The sequence below is a fragment of the Marinobacter sp. genome (genome assembly GCF_048266785.1).
GTDB lineage: Bacteria > Pseudomonadota > Gammaproteobacteria > Pseudomonadales > Oleiphilaceae > Marinobacter.
Map to the genome: position 1 here is coordinate 1 of NZ_JBLWYX010000033.1, position 18,672 is coordinate 18,672.

Annotated in this window: 20 protein-coding genes, 2 pseudogenes and 1 riboswitch; of the genes and pseudogenes, 13 read left to right on the forward strand and 9 right to left on the reverse strand. The window is 51.9% G+C overall.

All coding sequences use genetic code 11. The features are described 5' to 3' along the window. Positions 1-205 precede the first annotated feature (205 nt). The 4 genes and pseudogenes from ACN0V1_RS20785 to ACN0V1_RS20800 all read left to right on the forward strand — a co-directional run bounded on the left by ACN0V1_RS20785 (position 206) and on the right by ACN0V1_RS20800 (position 3,090). A pseudogene (locus ACN0V1_RS20785) lies at positions 206-1,746 on the forward strand (IS3 family transposase). 126 nt (positions 1,747-1,872) lie between these two features. After that, positions 1,873-2,151, forward strand: a complete 279-nt coding sequence (locus ACN0V1_RS20790; protein WP_417546779.1) for a type II toxin-antitoxin system RelE/ParE family toxin — start codon at positions 1,873-1,875, stop codon at positions 2,149-2,151. After that, positions 2,151-2,444 carry a HigA family addiction module antitoxin gene (locus ACN0V1_RS20795; RefSeq protein ID WP_339752367.1) on the forward strand — a complete coding sequence of 98 codons (294 nt, stop codon included), beginning with the start codon at positions 2,151-2,153 and terminating at the stop codon, positions 2,442-2,444. Before ACN0V1_RS20790 ends, ACN0V1_RS20795 begins: the two co-directional genes overlap by 1 nt. A gap of 88 nt (positions 2,445-2,532) precedes the next feature. Further along, positions 2,533-3,090: a GNAT family N-acetyltransferase gene (locus tag ACN0V1_RS20800; RefSeq protein ID WP_417546780.1), complete on the forward strand. Its 558-nt coding sequence runs from the start codon at positions 2,533-2,535 to the stop codon at positions 3,088-3,090. A gap of 97 nt (positions 3,091-3,187) precedes the next feature. On the opposite strand, the gene ACN0V1_RS20805 is transcribed toward ACN0V1_RS20800, so the two are convergent. The 6 genes from ACN0V1_RS20805 to ACN0V1_RS20830 form a co-directional block, all read right to left on the reverse strand. After that, positions 3,188-3,505 (reverse strand): CcdB family protein, encoded by a 318-nt coding sequence (locus tag ACN0V1_RS20805; RefSeq protein ID WP_417546781.1) that lies wholly within the window; start codon positions 3,503-3,505, stop codon positions 3,188-3,190. Then, positions 3,505-3,750 (reverse strand): type II toxin-antitoxin system CcdA family antitoxin, encoded by a 246-nt coding sequence (locus tag ACN0V1_RS20810; protein ID WP_417546782.1) that lies wholly within the window; start codon positions 3,748-3,750, stop codon positions 3,505-3,507. The genes ACN0V1_RS20805 and ACN0V1_RS20810 overlap by 1 nt, the downstream gene beginning before the upstream one ends. Before the next feature lie 168 nt (positions 3,751-3,918). Further along, positions 3,919-4,284, reverse strand: a complete 366-nt coding sequence (locus ACN0V1_RS20815) for a cupin domain-containing protein (RefSeq protein ID WP_071267911.1) — start codon at positions 4,282-4,284, stop codon at positions 3,919-3,921. 84 nt (positions 4,285-4,368) lie between these two features. Then, positions 4,369-5,142 (reverse strand): transporter substrate-binding domain-containing protein, encoded by a 774-nt coding sequence (locus tag ACN0V1_RS20820; protein ID WP_417546783.1) that lies wholly within the window; start codon positions 5,140-5,142, stop codon positions 4,369-4,371. A 349-nt stretch (positions 5,143-5,491) separates the two neighbouring features. Continuing rightward, positions 5,492-5,893 (reverse strand): PIN domain nuclease, encoded by a 402-nt coding sequence (locus tag ACN0V1_RS20825; RefSeq protein WP_417546784.1) that lies wholly within the window; start codon positions 5,891-5,893, stop codon positions 5,492-5,494. After that, positions 5,890-6,084, reverse strand: coding sequence for a type II toxin-antitoxin system VapB family antitoxin (locus ACN0V1_RS20830; protein WP_417546785.1), 195 nt, complete (start codon positions 6,082-6,084; stop codon positions 5,890-5,892). The genes ACN0V1_RS20825 and ACN0V1_RS20830 overlap by 4 nt, the downstream gene beginning before the upstream one ends. 277 nt (positions 6,085-6,361) lie before the next feature. Here ACN0V1_RS20830 and ACN0V1_RS20835 point away from each other — a divergent pair. The 8 genes and pseudogenes from ACN0V1_RS20835 to ACN0V1_RS20870 form a co-directional block, all read left to right on the forward strand. Then, a pseudogene (locus tag ACN0V1_RS20835) lies at positions 6,362-6,643 on the forward strand (transposase); the annotation flags it as partial. 95 nt (positions 6,644-6,738) lie between these two features. Beyond that, positions 6,739-7,323, forward strand: a complete 585-nt coding sequence (locus ACN0V1_RS20840) for a class I SAM-dependent methyltransferase (RefSeq protein ID WP_417546786.1) — start codon at positions 6,739-6,741, stop codon at positions 7,321-7,323. A 603-nt stretch (positions 7,324-7,926) separates the two neighbouring features. Beyond that, positions 7,927-10,746, forward strand: a complete 2,820-nt coding sequence (locus ACN0V1_RS20845; protein WP_417546787.1) for a hypothetical protein — start codon at positions 7,927-7,929, stop codon at positions 10,744-10,746. A 129-nt stretch (positions 10,747-10,875) separates the two neighbouring features. After that, positions 10,876-11,946, forward strand: a complete 1,071-nt coding sequence (locus tag ACN0V1_RS20850) for an OmpA family protein (protein ID WP_417546788.1) — start codon at positions 10,876-10,878, stop codon at positions 11,944-11,946. A 120-nt stretch (positions 11,947-12,066) separates the two neighbouring features. Continuing rightward, positions 12,067-12,330, forward strand: coding sequence for a Txe/YoeB family addiction module toxin (locus tag ACN0V1_RS20855; protein WP_417546794.1), 264 nt, complete (start codon positions 12,067-12,069; stop codon positions 12,328-12,330). A gap of 171 nt (positions 12,331-12,501) precedes the next feature. Next, on the forward strand, positions 12,502-12,774 hold the full coding sequence (locus tag ACN0V1_RS20860) for a methyltransferase domain-containing protein (RefSeq protein WP_417546789.1): 273 nt from the start codon (positions 12,502-12,504) through the stop codon (positions 12,772-12,774). Positions 12,775-12,887: 113 nt separating this feature from the next. Further along, positions 12,888-14,174 carry a PQQ-dependent sugar dehydrogenase gene (locus tag ACN0V1_RS20865; RefSeq protein ID WP_417546790.1) on the forward strand — a complete coding sequence of 429 codons (1,287 nt, stop codon included), beginning with the start codon at positions 12,888-12,890 and terminating at the stop codon, positions 14,172-14,174. Between the two features lie 63 nt (positions 14,175-14,237). After that, positions 14,238-14,555 carry a c-type cytochrome gene (locus ACN0V1_RS20870; protein ID WP_417546791.1) on the forward strand — a complete coding sequence of 106 codons (318 nt, stop codon included), beginning with the start codon at positions 14,238-14,240 and terminating at the stop codon, positions 14,553-14,555. 122 nt (positions 14,556-14,677) lie between these two features. On the opposite strand, the gene rlmF is transcribed toward ACN0V1_RS20870, so the two are convergent. Continuing rightward, positions 14,678-15,637, reverse strand: coding sequence for a 23S rRNA (adenine(1618)-N(6))-methyltransferase RlmF (rlmF, locus tag ACN0V1_RS20875; protein WP_417546792.1), 960 nt, complete (start codon positions 15,635-15,637; stop codon positions 14,678-14,680). A gap of 201 nt (positions 15,638-15,838) precedes the next feature. On the opposite strand from rlmF, the gene ACN0V1_RS20880 reads away from it, so the two are divergent. After that, positions 15,839-16,216, forward strand: coding sequence for a nuclear transport factor 2 family protein (locus tag ACN0V1_RS20880; protein WP_291945533.1), 378 nt, complete (start codon positions 15,839-15,841; stop codon positions 16,214-16,216). 72 nt (positions 16,217-16,288) lie between these two features. On the opposite strand, the gene ACN0V1_RS20885 is transcribed toward ACN0V1_RS20880, so the two are convergent. Together ACN0V1_RS20885 and ACN0V1_RS20890 are read right to left on the reverse strand one after the other, a co-directional pair. Then, the gene (locus ACN0V1_RS20885; protein ID WP_144777405.1) at positions 16,289-16,483 is read right to left on the reverse strand and encodes a CsbD family protein; all 195 of its coding nucleotides are present in this window, start codon (positions 16,481-16,483) and stop codon (positions 16,289-16,291) included. Between the two features lie 541 nt (positions 16,484-17,024). Continuing rightward, positions 17,025-18,464, reverse strand: coding sequence for a sodium:solute symporter family protein (locus ACN0V1_RS20890; protein ID WP_417546793.1), 1,440 nt, complete (start codon positions 18,462-18,464; stop codon positions 17,025-17,027). A gap of 99 nt (positions 18,465-18,563) precedes the next feature. After that, a riboswitch (TPP riboswitch) is annotated at positions 18,564-18,672 on the reverse strand.

The following is an 18,672-nucleotide window of genomic DNA, read 5'->3' on the forward strand; positions in this document are numbered from 1 at the left end:
GGTGATAACACTCGATGATGGCCAGGTCGAAGTTGATGTTTTGCAGAACATCCTGGTTGGCAAACGCCAGGCGAACCTGTTCCCGGGCACCAACATTTTTCAGATTCACTTTGTTCGGTGGCAGGTTCCCCCTCTGTCAGGGTAGTTGGAACCCCACCCGATGTTAGACTCTCTCAATAAAGTGGGGCGAGAGACAGAGGTTTTCATGAAATATTCACCGGAACGCCGCGACGCCATTATACGCAAGCTACTGCCACCGAATAACCGGCCGGTTGCCGTAGTGGCGGAGGAAGAAGGTATTTCCGATGCCACCTTGTACAACTGGCGAAACGAAGCCCGAAAAAACGGACAGTTGCTGCCAGATCATGGCTCAGATCCGGAAGGCTGGAGCTCCCGCGATAAGTTCAATGCCGTACTTGAGACCGCCGCGCTGAGCGAGTCCGAATTGAGTGAATATTGCCGCAAACGGGGTGTTTACCCTGAACAAATACATCGCTGGCGTCAAAGCTGTGAAACGGCCAACGATCGTGATGAAAAGGTCGAAAAACGCTCTCGTGAAGCGGTCAAGCATGAGCAAAAACGCACCCGACAACTTGAACGTGAACTGAAGCGTAAAAATGCCGCCTTGGCTGAAACGGCCGCCTTGCTGACCCTGCGAAAAAAGGCCCAGGCGATCTGGGGGGACGAGGACGACTGACCAGCACCCGAGATCGCCAGCATGCTATAGAGCTGGTTGATAAGGCGCGTGCGGATGGCGCGCGCCTGAAAAGCGCTTGTGCCGAGCTGGGCATTGGTACCAACACCTATCGCCGCTGGAAAACCGGTGATGAGGATGGCCGGCCAAACGCCCCCAAACACAAGCCGTCTCATGCACTGACCGCTCTGGAGAAAGTCATGATCCTGGCCGTTTGCCACCAGTCCGATTACGCCAGTCTGCCACCGTCTCAGGTCGTGCCGCTGTTGCTGGATGACCATGGCTGGTACATCGCCTCAGAATCGTCGTTTTATCGCGTTCTGACCGAACACAACGAGAACCATCGCCGGGGCACACGATCATCCGGACGAGTGGGCCCGCCACGCCGGCACGAGGCGACCAGACCGAATCAGGTCTGGTGCTGGGACGTGACTTACTTAAAGTCTATGGTTCGGGGCCAGTTCTTTTATCTGTATTTTATGCTCGATGTCTACAGCCGCAAGATCGTGGGTGCCGAAGTCTTCGATGCAGAAAGCGCCGCCAATAGTGAAATCGTGCTGCGCAAAGCGCTGCTCCGTGAAGGCTGTATCAACAACCCACCGGTGGTGCATTCGGACAACGGAGCGCCGATGACATCGTACACGCTCAAGGCCCGGCTGGCCGATCTGGGCATGTTGATGTCTCACAGCAGGCCGAGAGTCAGCAACGACAATCCTTACTCGGAGTCGTTGTTCCGGACCGTCAAATACTGCCCGGAGTGGCCCTCAAAAGGCTTTAAATCGCTCACGGCGGTGCGCGACTGGATGCTGGCGTTCGAGCATGCCTACAACGAACGGCACCTGCACAGTGGCATCAACTTCGTGACACCGGCAGCTCGGCATCGGGGCGTTGACAACCAGCGCTTGGCACTTCGAAAACGGGTTTATGAAAGAGCAAAGCGCCGGAATCCACAGCGCTGGTCAGGAAACATACGGAACTGGGAAGTCACTGGACCGGTATCGCTCAACCCTGGAAAACTGCAGGAAGTTGAGCTTAATAAATTAGCTGCTTAGGTGCAGCTATTTGGACAACTGGGTTGAAAATCGCCGCTTTTCTCCGCTTCGCTACGTAAAGGCCGCCGCTGAATTTTTGCGTTAAGCTCTATTGTTGCGTGGTGCGCAACGTGCTATAGTTCCCTCATGATTAAATCATTCCGTCACAAAGGACTGAAGCGGTTCTACTCAACAGGCAGTATGGCTGGCATACAGTCTGATCACGCCAAGAAGCTGCGTGTGCAGCTTGCTGCTCTAGATACTGCCACTACAGTGGAAGACATGGATATCCCTGGTTTTCGGTTTCATCCGTTGAAGGGCAAAGACAAAGGGCGGTGGTCGATTTGGGTAAACGGAAACTGGCGCATGACGTTCGAATTTCAGGACGGCAACGCTTACATTCTTGATTACGAGGATTATCACTAATGAATATGCATAATCCGCCGCATCCTGGCGAGTTCATTCGGGAGGTGTACCTGGAGCCTTTCGGTATCAGCTCTCGTCAGCTTGCTTCCAGTTTGGGCGTTTCACCTTCCACTTTGTCTCGGCTGCTCAAAGGGGACAGTGGCATTAGCCCTGAAATGTCTCTGCGGCTGTCCAAGGTTCTCGGACGTACTCCTGAGAGCTGGTTGGCGATGCAAGATATGTACGACCTCTGGGTGGCTCGCGGCACAGTCAATCTGGACGGTATTCATCGCCTGGACTTCGAAGCAGCTTAACCAGTGGCTGTTGTCGGACGCGCCTACGCTGCGCTCCGGCACGTCGCAAAGCAAGGCGTTAGGCTTCAGAAACAAGGCACATTCTGCTATGGCAGAGTTATTAGAATTTGAGAGCGAGCGGCTGCGTTTGCGGCAATGGCGAGAAAGCGATTTCGAGCCGTTCGCTGCTCTTAACGCTGACCCACAGGTTATGGAGTTCTTTCCCGAACCGCTGGGTCGTCAGGCAAGTAATGAGATGGCGGACAAAATTCGCTCGCTCATTGAGCAGCGCGGTTGGGGGTTCTGGGCAGTAGAGGTTAAGGGTGTCGAGCCCTTTATTGGTTTTTGTGGGCTACACGTACCCACAGCAACGTTGCCTTTTTCTCCGTGTGTCGAGATTGGTTGGCGTTTATCGTCAGCCCACTGGGGGAAAGGCTATACATCAGAGGCTGCATTTGGTTCACTAAATGTTGCGTTTCAACGGCTGGAGTTACCGGAGATTATCTCCTTTACCACAGTTGGCAATCGGCGGTCGCGTCGTGTCATGGAGCGCATCGGCATGAAGTACAGTGGCGAGTTTGAGCATCCCAGTTTACCCGAGGATAGCCTGTTGCGGCCGCATGTACTTTACCGGTTACGACGAGAGCAGTGGGACGTAAAAGCCTAACAATTAGCTCCAGTTCGTTCCGGCCCTACGGGCCTCCACCGGACGCCCTTTTCATTGCGGCTTCGCCTTCATTACAAGGTCGCCGTTGAGCACAGCGTTAAATGCCGATGACAGCAAGGTCCAGAGCTCCGACAATCTGGTCTCTGAAATGCGAGAGGGAACCAACCGGGTTTTTGAGATGCTGTTCTGGCACAGACGAAATTTGCGGGGTTAGCAGTAAAAGCTCTTGGTCGGCAAAGCTGATTTCCGGCGTGAGTCCTTGCATGGATACGCCACCAAAGGCGGAGCGTTTGCCCAAAGGGATGACGATTCGAGTTGCCAATTCGCTCAGGAGGCTGCTCTGAATATCGACAAGGTAGGGATAATGAGCTTTGCTAACTTTGCTCGGGTTGGGGTACACATCGAACTGTGACATTAAAACTCCCTGAATTCGTCGCCGAAGCATCCATGTTGTTCGACAAAATCGTTGTAACTTTTTATCGCAGCGTGATTTTCTTCAACCCATTGTGCTGCTTCGCGTTTGGAAAGTTCTTCTTTCAGGGCTCGCTCCAGAGTAGCAGACAGGTTGATGTTGAGCTCCCGAGTCTTGCGCAGTAGATCGCTATTGATTGAGAGGTTAGCTGCTTTTTTGGGTGCGGCTGCATTGTAGAGTTCGGCCATCAGAGCCTCCAGGTGGCTGTTTAATGCACGGCCTTAGTTTATGCGCACGCCAATGCGCATTCAAGCATTTGGCCAACGGCTGTTGTCGGACGCGCCTGAGCTAGCGCTCCGGCACGCCGCAAAGCCACGGCGTTGATATGACTCTCCACGTCAAGAGGCACGCACCATTCAGCCTTTCAGTTTCGCTTCAAGGTGATTCATAAGTTCGCCCATTTGGTCGCTTGGGCTGAACTCAATTGCCTCGTAATCCTCGTCAACTCTGACCGTGTGTCCGGGCGGCCAGTAGTAAACCTCGCCGGCGTTTACCGTCTCTTCAGTGCCGTCTGCATAGGTCACATGAATGGATCCTTTGACCACGGTTCCCCAGTGCGGGCACTGGCACAGATTGTTCGGTAACCCCTCGAGCAGCGGGGTGGCGTCTGCACCCGCAGGGAACCGGACGCGAGAGACGTTAATATCGCCCCAATCCTGGCCCTGAAAGCAGACACCGCCCGCTTCGAGACGAGTCGGTAGTTCGTTCTTTGCTTTCTTCATGTGCATTCCTCTCTTCATGTTCTGGCGGGACACCCGCCGGGACTTGGCAGATCAGAGCAAGCGCCGGCGACTAGACACTCCCGCCTATCGAAGCCACGGATCGACGATTCTGTCGTACTCACCCGTTGTTTTGGCAAGGTGAAGCCACTGGTCAATCCAGGCCTTGAAGACCACATCACCCCGGGGCAGCAACCACGCCATTTCTCCATACTGCAGAGGCTTATCAGGGTTGACTGCACACAATCCGGGGCGCAACTTCTCCTGAACGATTGTCTCAACCGATTCGGAAATCATTACGTCCGCATTGCCCTTTAGAATTTCATCGAAAATGGTCGTATTGTCATTAAAGATAACGATCTTGGCCTGCTTGAAGTTTGCCCGTGCGAACCGCTCATTGCTGCCGCCTGGGTTCTCAATCACTGTCACGTTTGACTGGTCGATGTCGGCCACGGTTTGAAACCGTTCGACGTTCTCACATTTTGTGATCGGTGCCTTGCCATTGACCATGTAAGGTGACGAGAAGAACGCGGTCTTTTGACGGTCGACGGTCACCGATATTCCGCCGACAGCCACATCACACTTCTCGATGAAGTCTGTCATGAGGGTGGGCCACGATGATTTGACGAACTGTGCTTCGACGCCCAACGCTTTGGCTGCCGCCTGCACCAGATCGATATCAAGGCCTTCGTAGCCACCGTCGGGGCGATGCAGGCTGAACGGCTTGTAATCGCCGGGAGTGCACACCCGTAACTTGCCCTGCGACTGAGCGACATCTAACCGCGAGGTTGCTGAATCCTGCGCAGCTGCAAAAGAAGAAACGAAAAGCGACAATGCGAATATGAAAAGACGGGGCAACATGGCGATCCCTTTCAGTGACCAAGGCTGCTATGCAGCCGTTTGGTGTTATTAGAATCTTAAATATAGCTGTTTATTTGCTTTCGTCATTGGCACAGTGTCACGAAGTCGGCCGCCTTGATCAGCCTTGCCATTTCTCGATAGGTGTCGCTGTGGCATATCATGCGTCCTAGTGGGTCCCTGGCATTGGCGTCCCGTCCGCTTGCCACCAAGATGACATCGGGGCAGAAAGGCCGCGGGGCCGGAAATTGACTGTGTGCTGGGTCAGGTACAACCAGTCAGTCAACCGGACACCAAAAACCTTCTGCTTTTGGTTCTCTCCGCTGGCGCTCCCGTGCCGGTTACCTCGGCGTTATGTTTTTCGCAGGGCAGGCTCAAGTCCAAGGTGATCGACAAAAGGGAGAAAGTCGCGATCCAAAAACAGCAGGGGTAGCTGTTTTTCTATGCAGAACGTAGCGATTATCACGTCGGCGGTTTTTCTGATCGTGATGCCTTTTTTACGTAGCGCCCGATAGTTGTCGGCGCACTTAGCTGCCATTTCTTTGCCAAACATTTCATGCTGATCCAGTGCGAGCAGGCTTTGCTTGGTTTGGCGATAGTGTTTGTCGTTGCGGATGCCTTGCAGGATTTCCAGAAATATGAGGTCGCCGATAGCAACTGAACCTTGAACTATCGAGGCATCCAGCAGATCAGTTTGCGGGTTTTCGACCCCATTGAAATAGTCGACCCAGACGCTGGTATCTACCAGGATCATCGGCCACTCCGCATTTCGTCCAAGTCGCCTTCCCACTTGATCTTGCCACGCAACTTCCGAATTTCCTGCTGTTTGCTAAGCTGGACCAGAAGTTTCAGGCCTTGCTCAACGGCCTCTTTTTTGGTTTCGTAACCGGAGGCTTTGAGGGCTTCGGCCATTAACTGGTCGTCAATGACGATGTTTGTTCTCATGATGCACCTATGTGTATGATCTACTGATTCTATACACAATCTAGCATGTCGTGGAGAACATAACAATCGGCTGCCAAGCGGCCGATTTTCCGCCGCTTGGCGGCTCCAAACCGGCGCGTGAGCCAGGCGTTGAGGCTGTAGTAAAACCCCAAACGAGTCCGGTTTTGGTAGCATTGAGCAAACAGACAAGGAGCCGTCGGCATGCCTCGTTTCAAGCACTACAACTACGACCAGGATGCCATGGTCGTCATCAACTATCAGGAACAGCTCCAGCCCGGCGAATCACCGCAAAGACAGAGGGCGGCAGGTCTCTTATACCCTGGAAATCAGGCGAGCCCCGACCTATACCGACTGGGTGAAGCACCGGGTGGATAGCCAGCAAGGCAAAGAAATCTGCAGCCACCGCATGTCAGTGGTGGAACCCGTGTTCGGCAACATCGGCGGTAACAAAGGTCTGAACCGCTTTAGCCTACGGAGCAAAAAGAAGGTGCAGGGTCGGTGGCAATTGTATTGCCTGGTGCACAACATTCACAAACTGGCGCCAGTTAATCGCAGATGATGAAAAACAACAAAGCGGCTGTGGATCAGGCTCCGTAAAGGGTTTTTCTACAGCCTTGTTAGGCAAAAATTAGATAGGCGAGAGGATCTTCTAGAATGAGTGAAAGTTGGGATGAATACGCAGCTGGGTGGGATAGCAATGAAGCCGTCATTGCTTATGCCGATAATGCCTACCTTGCCTTGAAAAATACTGTGGAGCTAGAGGGGTGTCGCATTTTTGATTTTGGTTGCGGCACAGGCTTGCTTACCGAAAGGTTGTCTAACACAGCAAGCTCAGTGGTAGCTCTTGACCCTTCGCAAAAGATGATTTCAGTACTCGAAAATAAGCGCCTGAAAAATGTTGCAACAATCGCATCAGAACTAGACCAAAATCTGATCAACGATAATAGTCTCTTGTCACCAAAATTTGATCTTGTCGTGGCTTCCTCAGCACTGGCCTTTGTGCCCGATTACGCAAAAGCGCTAATGCTTTTGAAACAACTGCTTAACAAAGGTGGTTGCTTGGTGCAGTGGGATTGGCTCAAAGGAGAGCGAGATGAAGGATATGGATTTACAGAGCAACAGATTAAATCGGCACTGACAGAGGCTGGATTTGCTGAGTGTTCCACATCGGTTCCCTTTTCTCTGCAAAGTGACGGTAGCGCGCTGGATGTACTCATGGGTATCGCCAGAAATGCCTAACCAGCAATGAAAAATCCAGTGAAAAATGGACATGCACTGATTAGATCGTATCAACGATGCGGTTGCCTGGTTTTAGATAGCGGTTAGGTAACCAGTGAGAAGGGCATGGACACGAACGCCGGTTCCGGCATTTTGTTTAAATGGCCCAGGCAAACGGCCATTTTCCGTCCATTCGAGACGAGCGAATACCTCCGGCAGGTCAGAGTTTCTCAAGGGCGTGCCTGTCCCTGTCTCATGCTGTTCATTCTTTAGCTCATTTCTCGTAAAAAGCCCCTTGTGGGCCATACTGCTAAGAGTGTCGCCAGGGTTCTGCCCTAAGTACTTTAGATGGGTGCCTGTTGGCATCAAAAACATAACCGGTCGTAGCAGTACGCGGCCGGTGGCCGCCGGGCGCCCTTTCCATGGCTCCTTCGTCGCTGTTCCAAGGTCGCCGCTGTGCTCAGCGTTGGGCGGACCAAGAGTTTTGTTCTCCATGAGGTTCAGTGATCATCAGGCTAAACGCCTTTGTACCTGCCTGAGAAATAGATTTCTCCGCCTCTGAGCTATAGAGACAGGTGGTTATGTTTCACTACTCAAACTCAGCGATTTGAAAGGAGACTAACTATGGAAGAGCTATTTCGGTACCAGCAACTTCGACAATCTCAAAAACTTTCTGAAGAAGAAAAAAAATTCATTGGACTGCTTCTGTATCCTGGCGACGATTATTCGCCGCTGGCCAGGGGGCTTATTGAGATCAACAGCAGAAACGCTGCAAACGACTCGTTGGCCGCTCTATTGGAAGAATACAGCCGCGCTGAGAAACTCGTTGAAGACCCAGTTGATCTTCAACCAACAATCCGAGCGGTATACAACTGGCTGAATTTCAAAGCACGCCCTATCAAAACGACCGACTTTGCAGATTTCATCTTATCGCTGAATCCCGTTGAACCGTTCGATCTCAAGAATGATTGGAGCATTTATGCCGACAACCTGTTGATCGCGATTTATGAGGGAAACATCAGCATTAATTATTGCGTGGATTTTCAATTGCTCATCCGGATTTGCTACTTGTTCGAACTCTGCGTCCTGATCACGGATGGCAAAGCGCAGATGAGGGAAAATGCCAGTGCCGCCCTGCTCAATGTCATCCTGACTCAACCAATACTCCTCCCCCCAAGAGTCCTTCGAGGGAGGTGTACCCTCAATTGCCGCCAAAAAGGGCGGGTTGAGTTGCCTCGCATTCCGTCGGTGTCCGATAGCAGGTCTAAGAATTCTTGTGAATGCAAATGCGACGAGTCGTGCCAGAAGCCAAACGGCCACTGTGTATGCATTACTCCCTACATTGCCGATCTCTTCATCATCAAGGAAGAGCTCGCTCGGTATGAAGAAGGAGACATTGCCTACATCGAGAACATCCTTGCAGGCGAGAAGAAGGTGCGACGCCACCGCAACCTATATCGTACGGAAGAGACCAGCGAAACGGAAACAGAAACCATCACTTCCGAAGAAAGGGATCACCAAGTTTCTGAGAAATTCTCGCTTCAAGAAGAAGTGAAGTCCACTATTGAATCGAAAGTAGGGGTCGATGCAGGCGTAACCTCTACCCTGAAATACGGTAGTGCCATTACAGTGACACCACATGCAAATGTCACCGCCGATTTTTCCAAGTCACAGGCTGAGAGCATTGCTCGTTCTTATGCGAAGGAGATCGTCGACCGCTCTGTGACCAAGATTCAGGAGAAGGTCCGGAAGCTCCAGGTCAGCAAAATCATTAATGAACTTGAGGAAAGGAACAAGCACACGATAGACAATACAGAGGCGGGCACCAGTCACAGGGCCGGAGTCTATTACTGGGTAAATAAAGTCACGCATGCTCAAGTATTCAATCATGGAAAGCACTTAATGTTTGATGTGATTGTTCCGGAGCCGGCAGCTACGTTTAAAAAGTTATTTGAACTGAAGAATAAAAAAGACAACGAACACATTGCCCCGCAGAGATCTACTATAACGCTTGACAGTATCAGTAGAGATAACTACCTGAAAATTCTGCATAACCAAGGGCTTTCTGGAGCAATAGAACCACCAGATGAACGCACCGCCATTCAAATTGCTTTTCATCAAAATCTTACTGAGCCTAAGGATTATGTTACTACTGGCTTTTCTTCGGCCGAGTTTAAGTCGGAACAAATTCCGGATGGATATAAGGCCGAAAGTTTAGATTATAGTATCAACTGTTTTGTTGGTGATCCAGCTGCACAAAAAGGAGCAGATGAAGCGTCTGTTTCTGTCAATGTAGGCACTACCTCTTTGCTAGCTAATGTTGCTCCTGCAGGAGGACTTCAGAATACGAATAACTGGAGCACAGGAAATACCAACGTACTCATGAATGGCGAAACTGGAGTGATCACTGCTTCTGTCGCAGGGTATTCTAGTGTTGCATTATCATTGAGCGGTACGATAAGCATTAAGTGTAAGTTAACTGATGAAGCGTTTGATAAGTGGCGAGTCAAGATTTATAACCTTGTGATGGACGATTACAAAAACAAGCAGGAGGCTTTTGAATCAATTAAGAAAGAAGAACCATTGATACAGATTAATGGAAGAAATCCTTTTCTGAACCGAGAGGTCGAGAAAAACGAAATCAAACGCCACGTCATCGCCATTTTGCTTTGCAACTACTTCAATGGCATTGGAGCTATGATGGAAACGGTGGCACCTTGCGGGTATCCGGAAATCGATTTTGCTAAATTGGAAAAGGATGCGCCGATTATCCTGTTCTTTGAACAGGTCTTCGAATGGGAGTATTGTAATTACCTCTTTTATCACAGCATGTGGTCACGCAAATGTAAGTGGGCTGAACTAATAGATGAGGATTCTGGAGATCCCCTGTTCGATAAATTTCTGATGGCCGGCGCAGCGCGGGTACAAGTGCCGATTCGCGATGGAATGGAAAGTCTTTTTACTTGGTTCCTGAAGACTGGACAGATTTGGGGTGCCAGCGGCATACCGCCTGTATCCGGCGATGACGAATATGTTTCCATGATTCAGGAATTAAAGGAAGCGAAACAGTGCGATTATACGGATCGCCCGGGTCTGATAGAAGCCACAAACAGCAGTGATGTCTTGAAGTTGAGGGATAGCACTTTCTATTGGGATCCTGTAATTGACCAGATCAACATGCTCACACTTGATAATGACAAGGATCGCGAATTACTGATCAACTTTGAGCCGTATCGCATTGTCAAGGTGGAACAAGCCGCGGCGGGAGATCCAACTGCTTGGCTCATTACAATCGACAGACCATATGACGATGTCAGTGCCAAGAATCTCAAGCACGCAGTAGGTGCATTGTATGTAGGAGCACCCTGGGAAGTTGTGATACCGACCAAGCTGGTTTACTTGCGGAACATCACAGATAAGCTACCTACGTATCCCTTGAGCTGAACGTGAAGGCGTGGATTTGACTCATCTACACGGGATTGGAGATCGCTTGCCGACCAGTTCACAGAGATTTGGAGTGCGGATACAGAGTACGTAGAGGCCAAGTGGTCAAGTTACAGGAAGTCTTTGACTATGAGCGAACAGGACAACTATAGCGATTGGCAAAAACCACAGGGAGGCTACAGCGGTAGCCAGAAGCCGGGGGCGTCGTACACTGGTGGAGGTACGGCCGCATCTAAACCTACTGTCGCTACCAACACACCAAAGCTGGGCCCTGGTAAAATTGGCTCCAAGGTCCTGAGCAAAGGGGTGATTATTTGGTCACTGCGCTCCGCCAAACCTGCCAATTACGCCGCTGTCATTATTATTTTCTCGCCAGACATTACTTACCGAGGCAAGACAATCACCTTTCTGCAGGCCGTAAGTGGAAAGAGCCGCACAGAAATTGACGTTCTCACAGTTGGTCGTAGAGGTAACACGAAAGACGATTTTGAACCGTTTTATGGTGCGGATTGGGATAATACCAAGCGGATATGGGTGCCTGAATCTACCACTTCAGGTGCCCGTAACCAACCGGGCGGGAAAAACGATCCTAACGCGTATCTATATGATGAACCCGTCGTCTTTCCTGGCCAGATAAAAATGTTCGAATCAGTGGTCGTCATTCCGGAAACCATGGAAATACTGGGTGCGATTAGCTGGGGCTTAAAGGGTCGCAAGAATGGCGTCAAGTTGATATTGCCTGATCAGACTAAGGATGTTTCCGACGGACCGACAGCGGGGTTTCTAGTCGCGCTCGATAAGTTCTACAAAGAAGCCTCAACGCCTGGTCCGAAACCTAGTCGTGTAGAACGTTACGATGCGATCCTAGATGGCTTTCCCGCCCACGTAGGAGGAGCTGAGAATGCTGTCGTGCTGACAGACGCCCATAAAAAAAAGCTTGATGCAGTTGCATTGAATCTCAAGGAGACAAAAATCCCAAGAGTACGGGTGTCGATAGGTGGGTTTGCTGATGCCACCGAAATGGATCCGAGCGGTACTTCCGAAGCGCGCGCTCGTGCGGTCTACGATTATCTTGTCGTGGCAGGCGTGCCGAAAGAAAAAATTATCATCGCGGGGTTCTTTGGTGCTGCTTGGGCATGGTATCCCCCGACAGAGAGCCGCAATCGACGCGCACAGGTGCGTGTGCATCTGATCAACTGATTGGCACCCGGTATTGCCATTATGATTTAGCATTGTAAAGCCTGAAGGGGAAATAATGCCACTTTCAATCGAATTCAAAGGCCTATTGACCGATGTCTAGGTTGTTTTTAGATCGTCGTAATTCTCCATTCTCTAGGGGGCACCAGGCAAGCCCAGAAAGACGCAAAGAAGTTGTCCTCCAGCGGCCTCAAGTCAAAAGCCCAGGAATTGCTGGCACTGATCGCGGAAGATCCTTACCGCAAGCCGCCCCCATCTGGAAAGCTCATTGGTGATCTTGCGGGGGCCTATTCACGACGTATTAATATTCAGCATCGTCTGGCCTATCAAGTGCTCGAGGACAAGCGAGTGGTGAAAGTTCTCAGGCTCTGGAGCCACTACAAATAATGCATAACCAGCCACTGTTTCCGCAATTTTCCCATCGCATTGCGGCTCCAAAATTGCCTCAAAGCTCTGCGTTGGCCATACAAATGCAGGCACGGCGGCGCCCTTTACATTACGCCTTCGGCAGCATTCCAAGGGCGCGCATGTTGCACGCGTTAGCAAGCCGGAAGCCAGATGCATACTGAGCTATTCAGCGACGCAAAGATTGTTGAGTCATGGGGTATAAACGCCCTGCCGTGGACTGCTGCAGTACGTGAGGGGCAGATTGAGAGCCGCAAGCAGATTACGGATCAAGCCATCATCGACGCCATTCTCAGCTGTCTGCCACGTTCCGCCCTCGATATTGGCTGTGGCGAAGGGTGGCTTGTTTGTGAACTTGCCGCAAGAAATATGCATGTTGTAGGTACCGACGTGGTACAAAAACTTGTTGAAGAAGCCACTCCCTAAGGTCGCCGCGTCCTTTTCGTGCTGACTAAAAATTGACCATTCTCAAAGTAGATCTACACTCATCTCATGACGTAACAACATGTAACGACAACAACAAGCAAAGGATAATCATCATGAGTCAAAAATCATCCCTTCGTTCACTCAGTGTGGCGGCGGCCTCGGTCGTTCTGGTGAGTTTGCCGCTGGCCCTACAGGCCAAAGCGCCTGAGGTAAGCCAGGCTGTGTATGTAGACGGGCTGGAAAGCCCTTGGGATCTGGCCTTCCTGCCCGACGGCACCATGTTCTTCACTGAAAAGTGCAAAGGCCTCTCGGTTCAGTTGCCCGATGGCACGGTGAATAACCTGCTGGGTATGAACGGCTCCGAAGGCTATGCCATGACCGCTGACGATCTGTTCTGCTCCGGTCAGGCCGGCATGAACGGCGTCACGCTGGACCCAAATTTCGCGGACAACGGTACCATCTACGTCTATTCCGCGCATCGCGTAGGCGACAACCCCGCTTCCAATCGGGTGTTGCGACTGAATGTGGGCGGTGACCTGGCCACCGTGTCTGATCGCACAGACATCGTGACAGACATTCCCTACAAACAGGCGCCCACGGATCATCCATTCGGTGACGCCGGCGCCCACAACGGGGGGCGTATTCGCTTCAGCCCGGATGATGGCTTCCTGTACGTAACCACCGGCGACAACCACAACAGCAGTCTGCCGCAGTTTGGGGACAACCTGGGTGCCAAGGTTTTGCGCATTGACGGTAATGGCGATGCTGCCCCCGCCAATGCCGATGCCACACCGGAGGGTTTCGACCCGCGCATCTTTACCTACGGTCACCGCAATGTTCAGGGCATCGCATTCCACCCGGAAAGCCACCAGCCGATCGTCACCGAACACGGCCCCTGGCATTCCGATGAAGTAAACGCCCTGGTGCCAGGTGGCAACAGCGGTTGGGACCCGCGCCCGAACATGGCAGGCCGGGGAGATTGCCCGGATAATTACTGCGGTTACCAGCCCAACCAGAATGAGGGAATGGACCCGAAGGAGCGCGCGGCCTACATGCCCATGACCGACCTTGAAACGTATCCGGATGCCATGAAGCCGCTGTGGAATAACAACGGCTACTCCCAGGGCATCAGCAGTGCCGCCTTCCTGGAAGGTGAGCAGTGGGGTGACTGGAACGGCCGCCTGGTGGTCAGCTTCATGGGGATCGGTTTCGGTGGTACACCGTTAGGCCAGCGTATCAACGTGATTGACCTGGCGGCCGATGGACCAACCATTGGGGACATCACCGAAATGCCGCTATCGATGGGATCTTCCCGTTTCCGTGGCCTGGTGATGGGGCCGGATGGCGCGCTTTACGTCGCCACTGATGAAGGCCAGATTCAGCGCTTTACCGCTGAGTAATCACCTGACTGACGGCACTGCCCTTGGGCAGTGCCGTACCCACCGGAATCTGAAGGACACTTTATGAGACGAACAGTACTGTTTACGATGACTCTTACTCTGGGCCTGACCCAAGCCCAAGCCCAAGCGGCAGATACGGCAGTAGGCAAGAGCCTCTACGCCAGCAACTGTGCCCAGTGCCATGGGCCGACCGCCAAGGGTATGGCCAGCTTTCCGTCTCTGGCCGGACGCGATGCGGACTACATCCAGTCGCGGTTGAAAACCTACCGCGCGGGCGAGAAAGTTGGGCCGAACTCCAGCCTGATGATTCCCAACGCCCGAAACCTGAGCGACGACGACATCGCTAACCTTTCGGCTTTCCTCTCTAACAACGCCCAGTAGTTCCTGCTTTGTTAAAACCGCGCTGTAACCATCCCCTGAAATCGGTGCATGCGTAACACGATTAACTGTGCAAAAAATGCCTCAGGGATCGAGGCTGGTGATCTGTAGCGCCAGAGTGAAATTCAGATAAATGTCCAGGCCAATATTCTCGTGATCTTGTTTCCGTGCTTCATTTCTATCTCACGAATATCAATTGCGCCAAGCTTGCGAATCATTTTTTTCGCAGGCTTCACGTTCTCGGTTTTCGAAACCAGGCTCGTAAACCAGCGGCATTGAGTTGAAAACATCTGGCTTTCTTTTATTAATTTTTTAAGGAACAGTCGTTCGCCACCCTTGCACCAAAGCTCTGCTTCGAGGCCGCCAAAATTCAGAGTGGGAGATCTGGGTATTGGTTTTTGCTCACCGCGATTGCGGGCAAGGTTGGTGAGTTTAAGCTGGTTGACTTTCAGTGCTTCATCTTGCGAAGCATGGAAGGGCGGGTTGCATACGCTGACATCAAAGAATTCTCCGGCCTGGATGATCCCGTCAAAAATTCGATTTTTATCGTGTTGGGTACGCAGCGTAAAACGGCCTTTCAGTGTGGGATTGTTGGCGATAATCGAGGCTACGTTCTCGAGCGATTGCGGGTTGATATCACTGCCAACACAGTGCCAACCGTATATTTGGCAGGCCAATAGCGGATATATTCCATTTGCCCCGGTTCCTATATCGAGCAGGGTGATTTTGGGCTCGGTATTAGCCAGATTCGTAGCAGAATCGCCAAGCCCAGGCAGCTCGGCTATGTAATGGATATAGTCGGCTCTGCCCGGGATGGGTGGGCAAAGCGCACCGTCTGGAATATCCCAATCATTAATGTTGTAGTATCGCTTCAATAACGCGGCGTTCAGAGCTTTTACTGCCAGTGGGTCTGCGAACGCGATGGAGAGGTTGCCGTGAGCGTTTGTTATCAAATGTGGGGCCAGTGGCGCGTAACTTTTCACGAGCGAGGGGAGATCATAGCCCTGCTTGTGCAGATTCCTCGGGTGCAGGCCTTTGAGATCAGGCCTGGTTTGATGTTTTTTGCTTCGATGGAATGTGCTCACAATAACGTACCCGAGGTTTGGAATTCATCCTGGTGTTTTGCGTGAGTTATCGTCGTATCAGTGAACGCCGGTAACTTGTGCCGAATTGGTCATAAACGTTTATTATCAGCGCATATGCAGGCGTCAACAACTGCAGGCACGGCGACGTTCTTTTCGCTGCGCTCATTCAAATCATCCCTGGATTGGAAGTGGAGTTTATTCATGCAGCCGAAACACCTTGTGGCGCAGTTCATTGCAGATATTCATGCTCAGCGTTTTGATGAGGCGAAGACCTTGCTGGTTGCCGAAGGGTTTGAATACGTGGGGCCAAATATGCGGTTCCTCAGCCGGGACGACATGATGTCCTACCAATTCGGTATGGCGGCTATCCAGAAAGATTTGATTGTCCGTCAACTCGGTGTCGACGGAGAGCACGTGTTCGCTATCCTGGATTACCGGACCAACTTTGAACCGATCGGTGATGTGCGGCTTGCACTCTGGTTTCGTGTCCGGGACGACAAAATCCAGACGGTTGAGGCCTTCTACAATGCCGCTGTGGTTGAAAACATGCTGGGGGGCAACCTTCCTTCAGTCAGTTGAAGTGCAGCTGAAAAAAAACCGGCGCCCGCAGTTATGCGGGCGCCGGTTTTTTACTTTGACGGCTGCGAGAATCTAGAAGTTGGAAAGCTTTTCCCATTCCTTTTCAGCTTCATCTTTCTTCATGCCGTACTTCTCTTGGACTTTGCCAATAAAGTGGTCGCGGCGGCCGGCGATTTCGTCCAAATCGTCGTCTGTTAGCTTGCCCCAATTCTCGCGTACCTTACCTTTAAGTTGTTTCCAGTTACCTTCAATGATGTCGTTATTCATCGCAATTTCCTCGCTTTGTCAGGGCGGCGCATAGTAAAAATGCCGCCTAAGTGAAAGAAATATCCGGTTTGCCATTCCTGCAGCAATCCGTGAATCGCCATCTACGTTGTCATAGGGATCTTTGTTTGACAATGCTTCCCGTATTGCGGTTAATTCATACTGTAATGCCGATAATCCCCGAGATCCGCAATGTGTATGGGCTCAGTTGGTTAATAATGTGCAGCAATGAAGCGTCCTGAATGACACCAGGCAATTGCGTGAGGGGCGTTTTTCGCTCCTGTGCTTCTCTTAATTCCCTAGAACGTTTGTTTCATTCTTCTTTGATTTCTTGGCTGCTTTCTTTTCCTTTGCGGTTAAAAGCGGTTGTTTTTTCGTGTCCTTTTTTTTGTCTTGTCCTTTGCTCATTACATGTACCCCTGTTTAATGCGTGCGCTGGCATCAAAGGAGATTACAATGTCAACCACGCAGAATTATCAGTATGGCCCCAATTACGAGCAACGGGAAGGTCTTGTTGTTTTGTATAAAAACACCGCGGTTGTTTTTATCCCTCCAGATTACGCACGCGCTGGGCCAATATGGAAAAATCGAAAAGCTTTCTTTTGGGTAGCAACAGGAGCAGTAGCGAAACGGCTATGGGTACCAATGATGCCAGCAGGAAGGATTCCAGCAGGTAAGTGGTGGGAGCACCCGGCGCAGGAAACACTGAAAGCCCGGTGACCAGGCCGGCCAAAGTGCTGAGGGCGGCGTTGTAGTTTTGATAGCGAGCGTTGTAGAAGCCAAAAAATACCGGGAAGGCCGCGGCGCAACACAGCAAGTCTGCCAGCAGAAACAGGTAGAGCACGCTGTAGCCCTGGGCAGCAACGAACAGCACCGGTACCGACAGCAGCACAATCAGCCAGCGCGACAACGACAGCAGGTTTTGGTTATTCAATTTCGGCAGTAGCCGACGCAGGTCTACCACCATGATGCTGGTCAGTCCGCTGATGGTGGAGTCGGCGCTGCTCATAATCAGGGCCAGCCCGAAGGGCAAAAGGCCAATCGCAAACCACAGTGGTACATCTGCCAGCAGCACGCTGAACAGCGCAACCGAGCCGTCCCCAGGCAAGCCCAGCCCCACAAAAGCCAGCCCGAACAAACCCATGGTGAAAATAATGGGAAAGCTGAGCAGGCCGCTAATAATAAATCCGTTGCGAATTACCTTGCTATCGCGCGCGGCAAAAATACGTTGCCAGGTTCCCTGATAAAACAGCCCGGTCAGCACCACGGCGATAAAGAAAGTGAGGCCGGATTTCAGACCGTTGATGTCGAACGGGTCCAGCAGGTGGGGCGCTTTTGCCTGCAATCCCTGCAGTGCCGGGGCCAGGCCACCGGTAGCTTGCCAGCCGAAGGCGATCAGCAGAACCAGAAAGGGCAGAATGACGAGCATCTGCACCCGGTCGGTAAAGATGGTCACACGCAGCCCACCGTAAAGGGTGTAGAGCAGGGTGGAAGCCATCACAATACTGGCGGTAAGCCATAGTGGTACCGGCGCCAGAAGGGAGACCATTTTCGCGATGGCGGTCAGGCCCGCCGTCAGGCTGATAAACAGGTAGAAAATCATGATGACCAGTACGAAACCGTACATCACCCGGCCGTAGCGGCCGAGTACAAATTCGGTGAGGGTATGGCCCTCGGGCATGAGTGTGCGAATGCGATTGCCCAAGGGAATCATAATCAGGCGTGGTGCCAGTGCACCCAGGGCGTAACCGGTAACAGCGCCGATGCCGCCCCAGGTTGCGGCCTGCGCCGGGCCAAACAGAATCCAGGTTCCCAGAGTGGTGGCCAGCAGCGTTATTAGAGTGGCGGAGCTGCTCTGGCTGTTGCGGGCGACCAGAAAGTCGTCCAGCTTATCCTGCTTGTGGCGGGCGTACATCATGCCGGGTATGGCAAACAGAGCAGCAAATAAAACCAGCCACACAAGTGCGGTAGAGGAGCTTAACATCGCTTGTCTTCCTTGCTCTGCAGGCGGATAACGCAATCACCAGAAGTGGTTTGGCACCGGGACAGTCGCGAAGGAAGAAAAAGACACACAGGCATGACTACAGCGGGCGTTTTCCTTCCCTTCGCCGGCATTACCCGGATCAGGTTCGAAGGGTTACCGCACAGCATGCGGAGTCTCAGCCGGTACGCCGGCCCCCCCAGGAGTGTCT

Bases quoted from the DNA above. Each gene is read 5' to 3' on its own strand.
- ACN0V1_RS20795 (WP_339752367.1), top strand. From the start codon at position 2,151: ATGAATATGCATAATCCGCCGCATCCTGGCGAGTTCATTCGGGAGGTG.
- ACN0V1_RS20870 (WP_417546791.1), top strand. From the start codon at position 14,238: ATGAGACGAACAGTACTGTTTACGATGACTCTTACTCTGGGCCTGACC.
- ACN0V1_RS20885 (WP_144777405.1), bottom strand. From the start codon at position 16,483: ATGAATAACGACATCATTGAAGGTAACTGGAAACAACTTAAAGGTAAG.
- ACN0V1_RS20840 (WP_417546786.1), top strand. From the start codon at position 6,739: ATGAGTGAAAGTTGGGATGAATACGCAGCTGGGTGGGATAGCAATGAA.
- ACN0V1_RS20800 (WP_417546780.1), top strand. From the start codon at position 2,533: ATGGCAGAGTTATTAGAATTTGAGAGCGAGCGGCTGCGTTTGCGGCAA.
- ACN0V1_RS20880 (WP_291945533.1), top strand. From the start codon at position 15,839: ATGCAGCCGAAACACCTTGTGGCGCAGTTCATTGCAGATATTCATGCT.
- ACN0V1_RS20865 (WP_417546790.1), top strand. From the start codon at position 12,888: ATGAGTCAAAAATCATCCCTTCGTTCACTCAGTGTGGCGGCGGCCTCG.
- ACN0V1_RS20890 (WP_417546793.1), bottom strand. From the start codon at position 18,464: ATGTTAAGCTCCTCTACCGCACTTGTGTGGCTGGTTTTATTTGCTGCT.
- ACN0V1_RS20830 (WP_417546785.1), bottom strand. From the start codon at position 6,084: ATGAGAACAAACATCGTCATTGACGACCAGTTAATGGCCGAAGCCCTC.
- ACN0V1_RS20850 (WP_417546788.1), top strand. From the start codon at position 10,876: ATGAGCGAACAGGACAACTATAGCGATTGGCAAAAACCACAGGGAGGC.
- ACN0V1_RS20825 (WP_417546784.1), bottom strand. From the start codon at position 5,893: ATGATCCTGGTAGATACCAGCGTCTGGGTCGACTATTTCAATGGGGTC.
- ACN0V1_RS20860 (WP_417546789.1), top strand. From the start codon at position 12,502: ATGCATACTGAGCTATTCAGCGACGCAAAGATTGTTGAGTCATGGGGT.
- ACN0V1_RS20845 (WP_417546787.1), top strand. From the start codon at position 7,927: ATGGAAGAGCTATTTCGGTACCAGCAACTTCGACAATCTCAAAAACTT.
- ACN0V1_RS20790 (WP_417546779.1), top strand. From the start codon at position 1,873: ATGATTAAATCATTCCGTCACAAAGGACTGAAGCGGTTCTACTCAACA.
- ACN0V1_RS20810 (WP_417546782.1), bottom strand. From the start codon at position 3,750: ATGGCCGAACTCTACAATGCAGCCGCACCCAAAAAAGCAGCTAACCTC.
- ACN0V1_RS20805 (WP_417546781.1), bottom strand. From the start codon at position 3,505: ATGTCACAGTTCGATGTGTACCCCAACCCGAGCAAAGTTAGCAAAGCT.
- ACN0V1_RS20820 (WP_417546783.1), bottom strand. From the start codon at position 5,142: ATGTTGCCCCGTCTTTTCATATTCGCATTGTCGCTTTTCGTTTCTTCT.
- ACN0V1_RS20815 (WP_071267911.1), bottom strand. From the start codon at position 4,284: ATGAAGAAAGCAAAGAACGAACTACCGACTCGTCTCGAAGCGGGCGGT.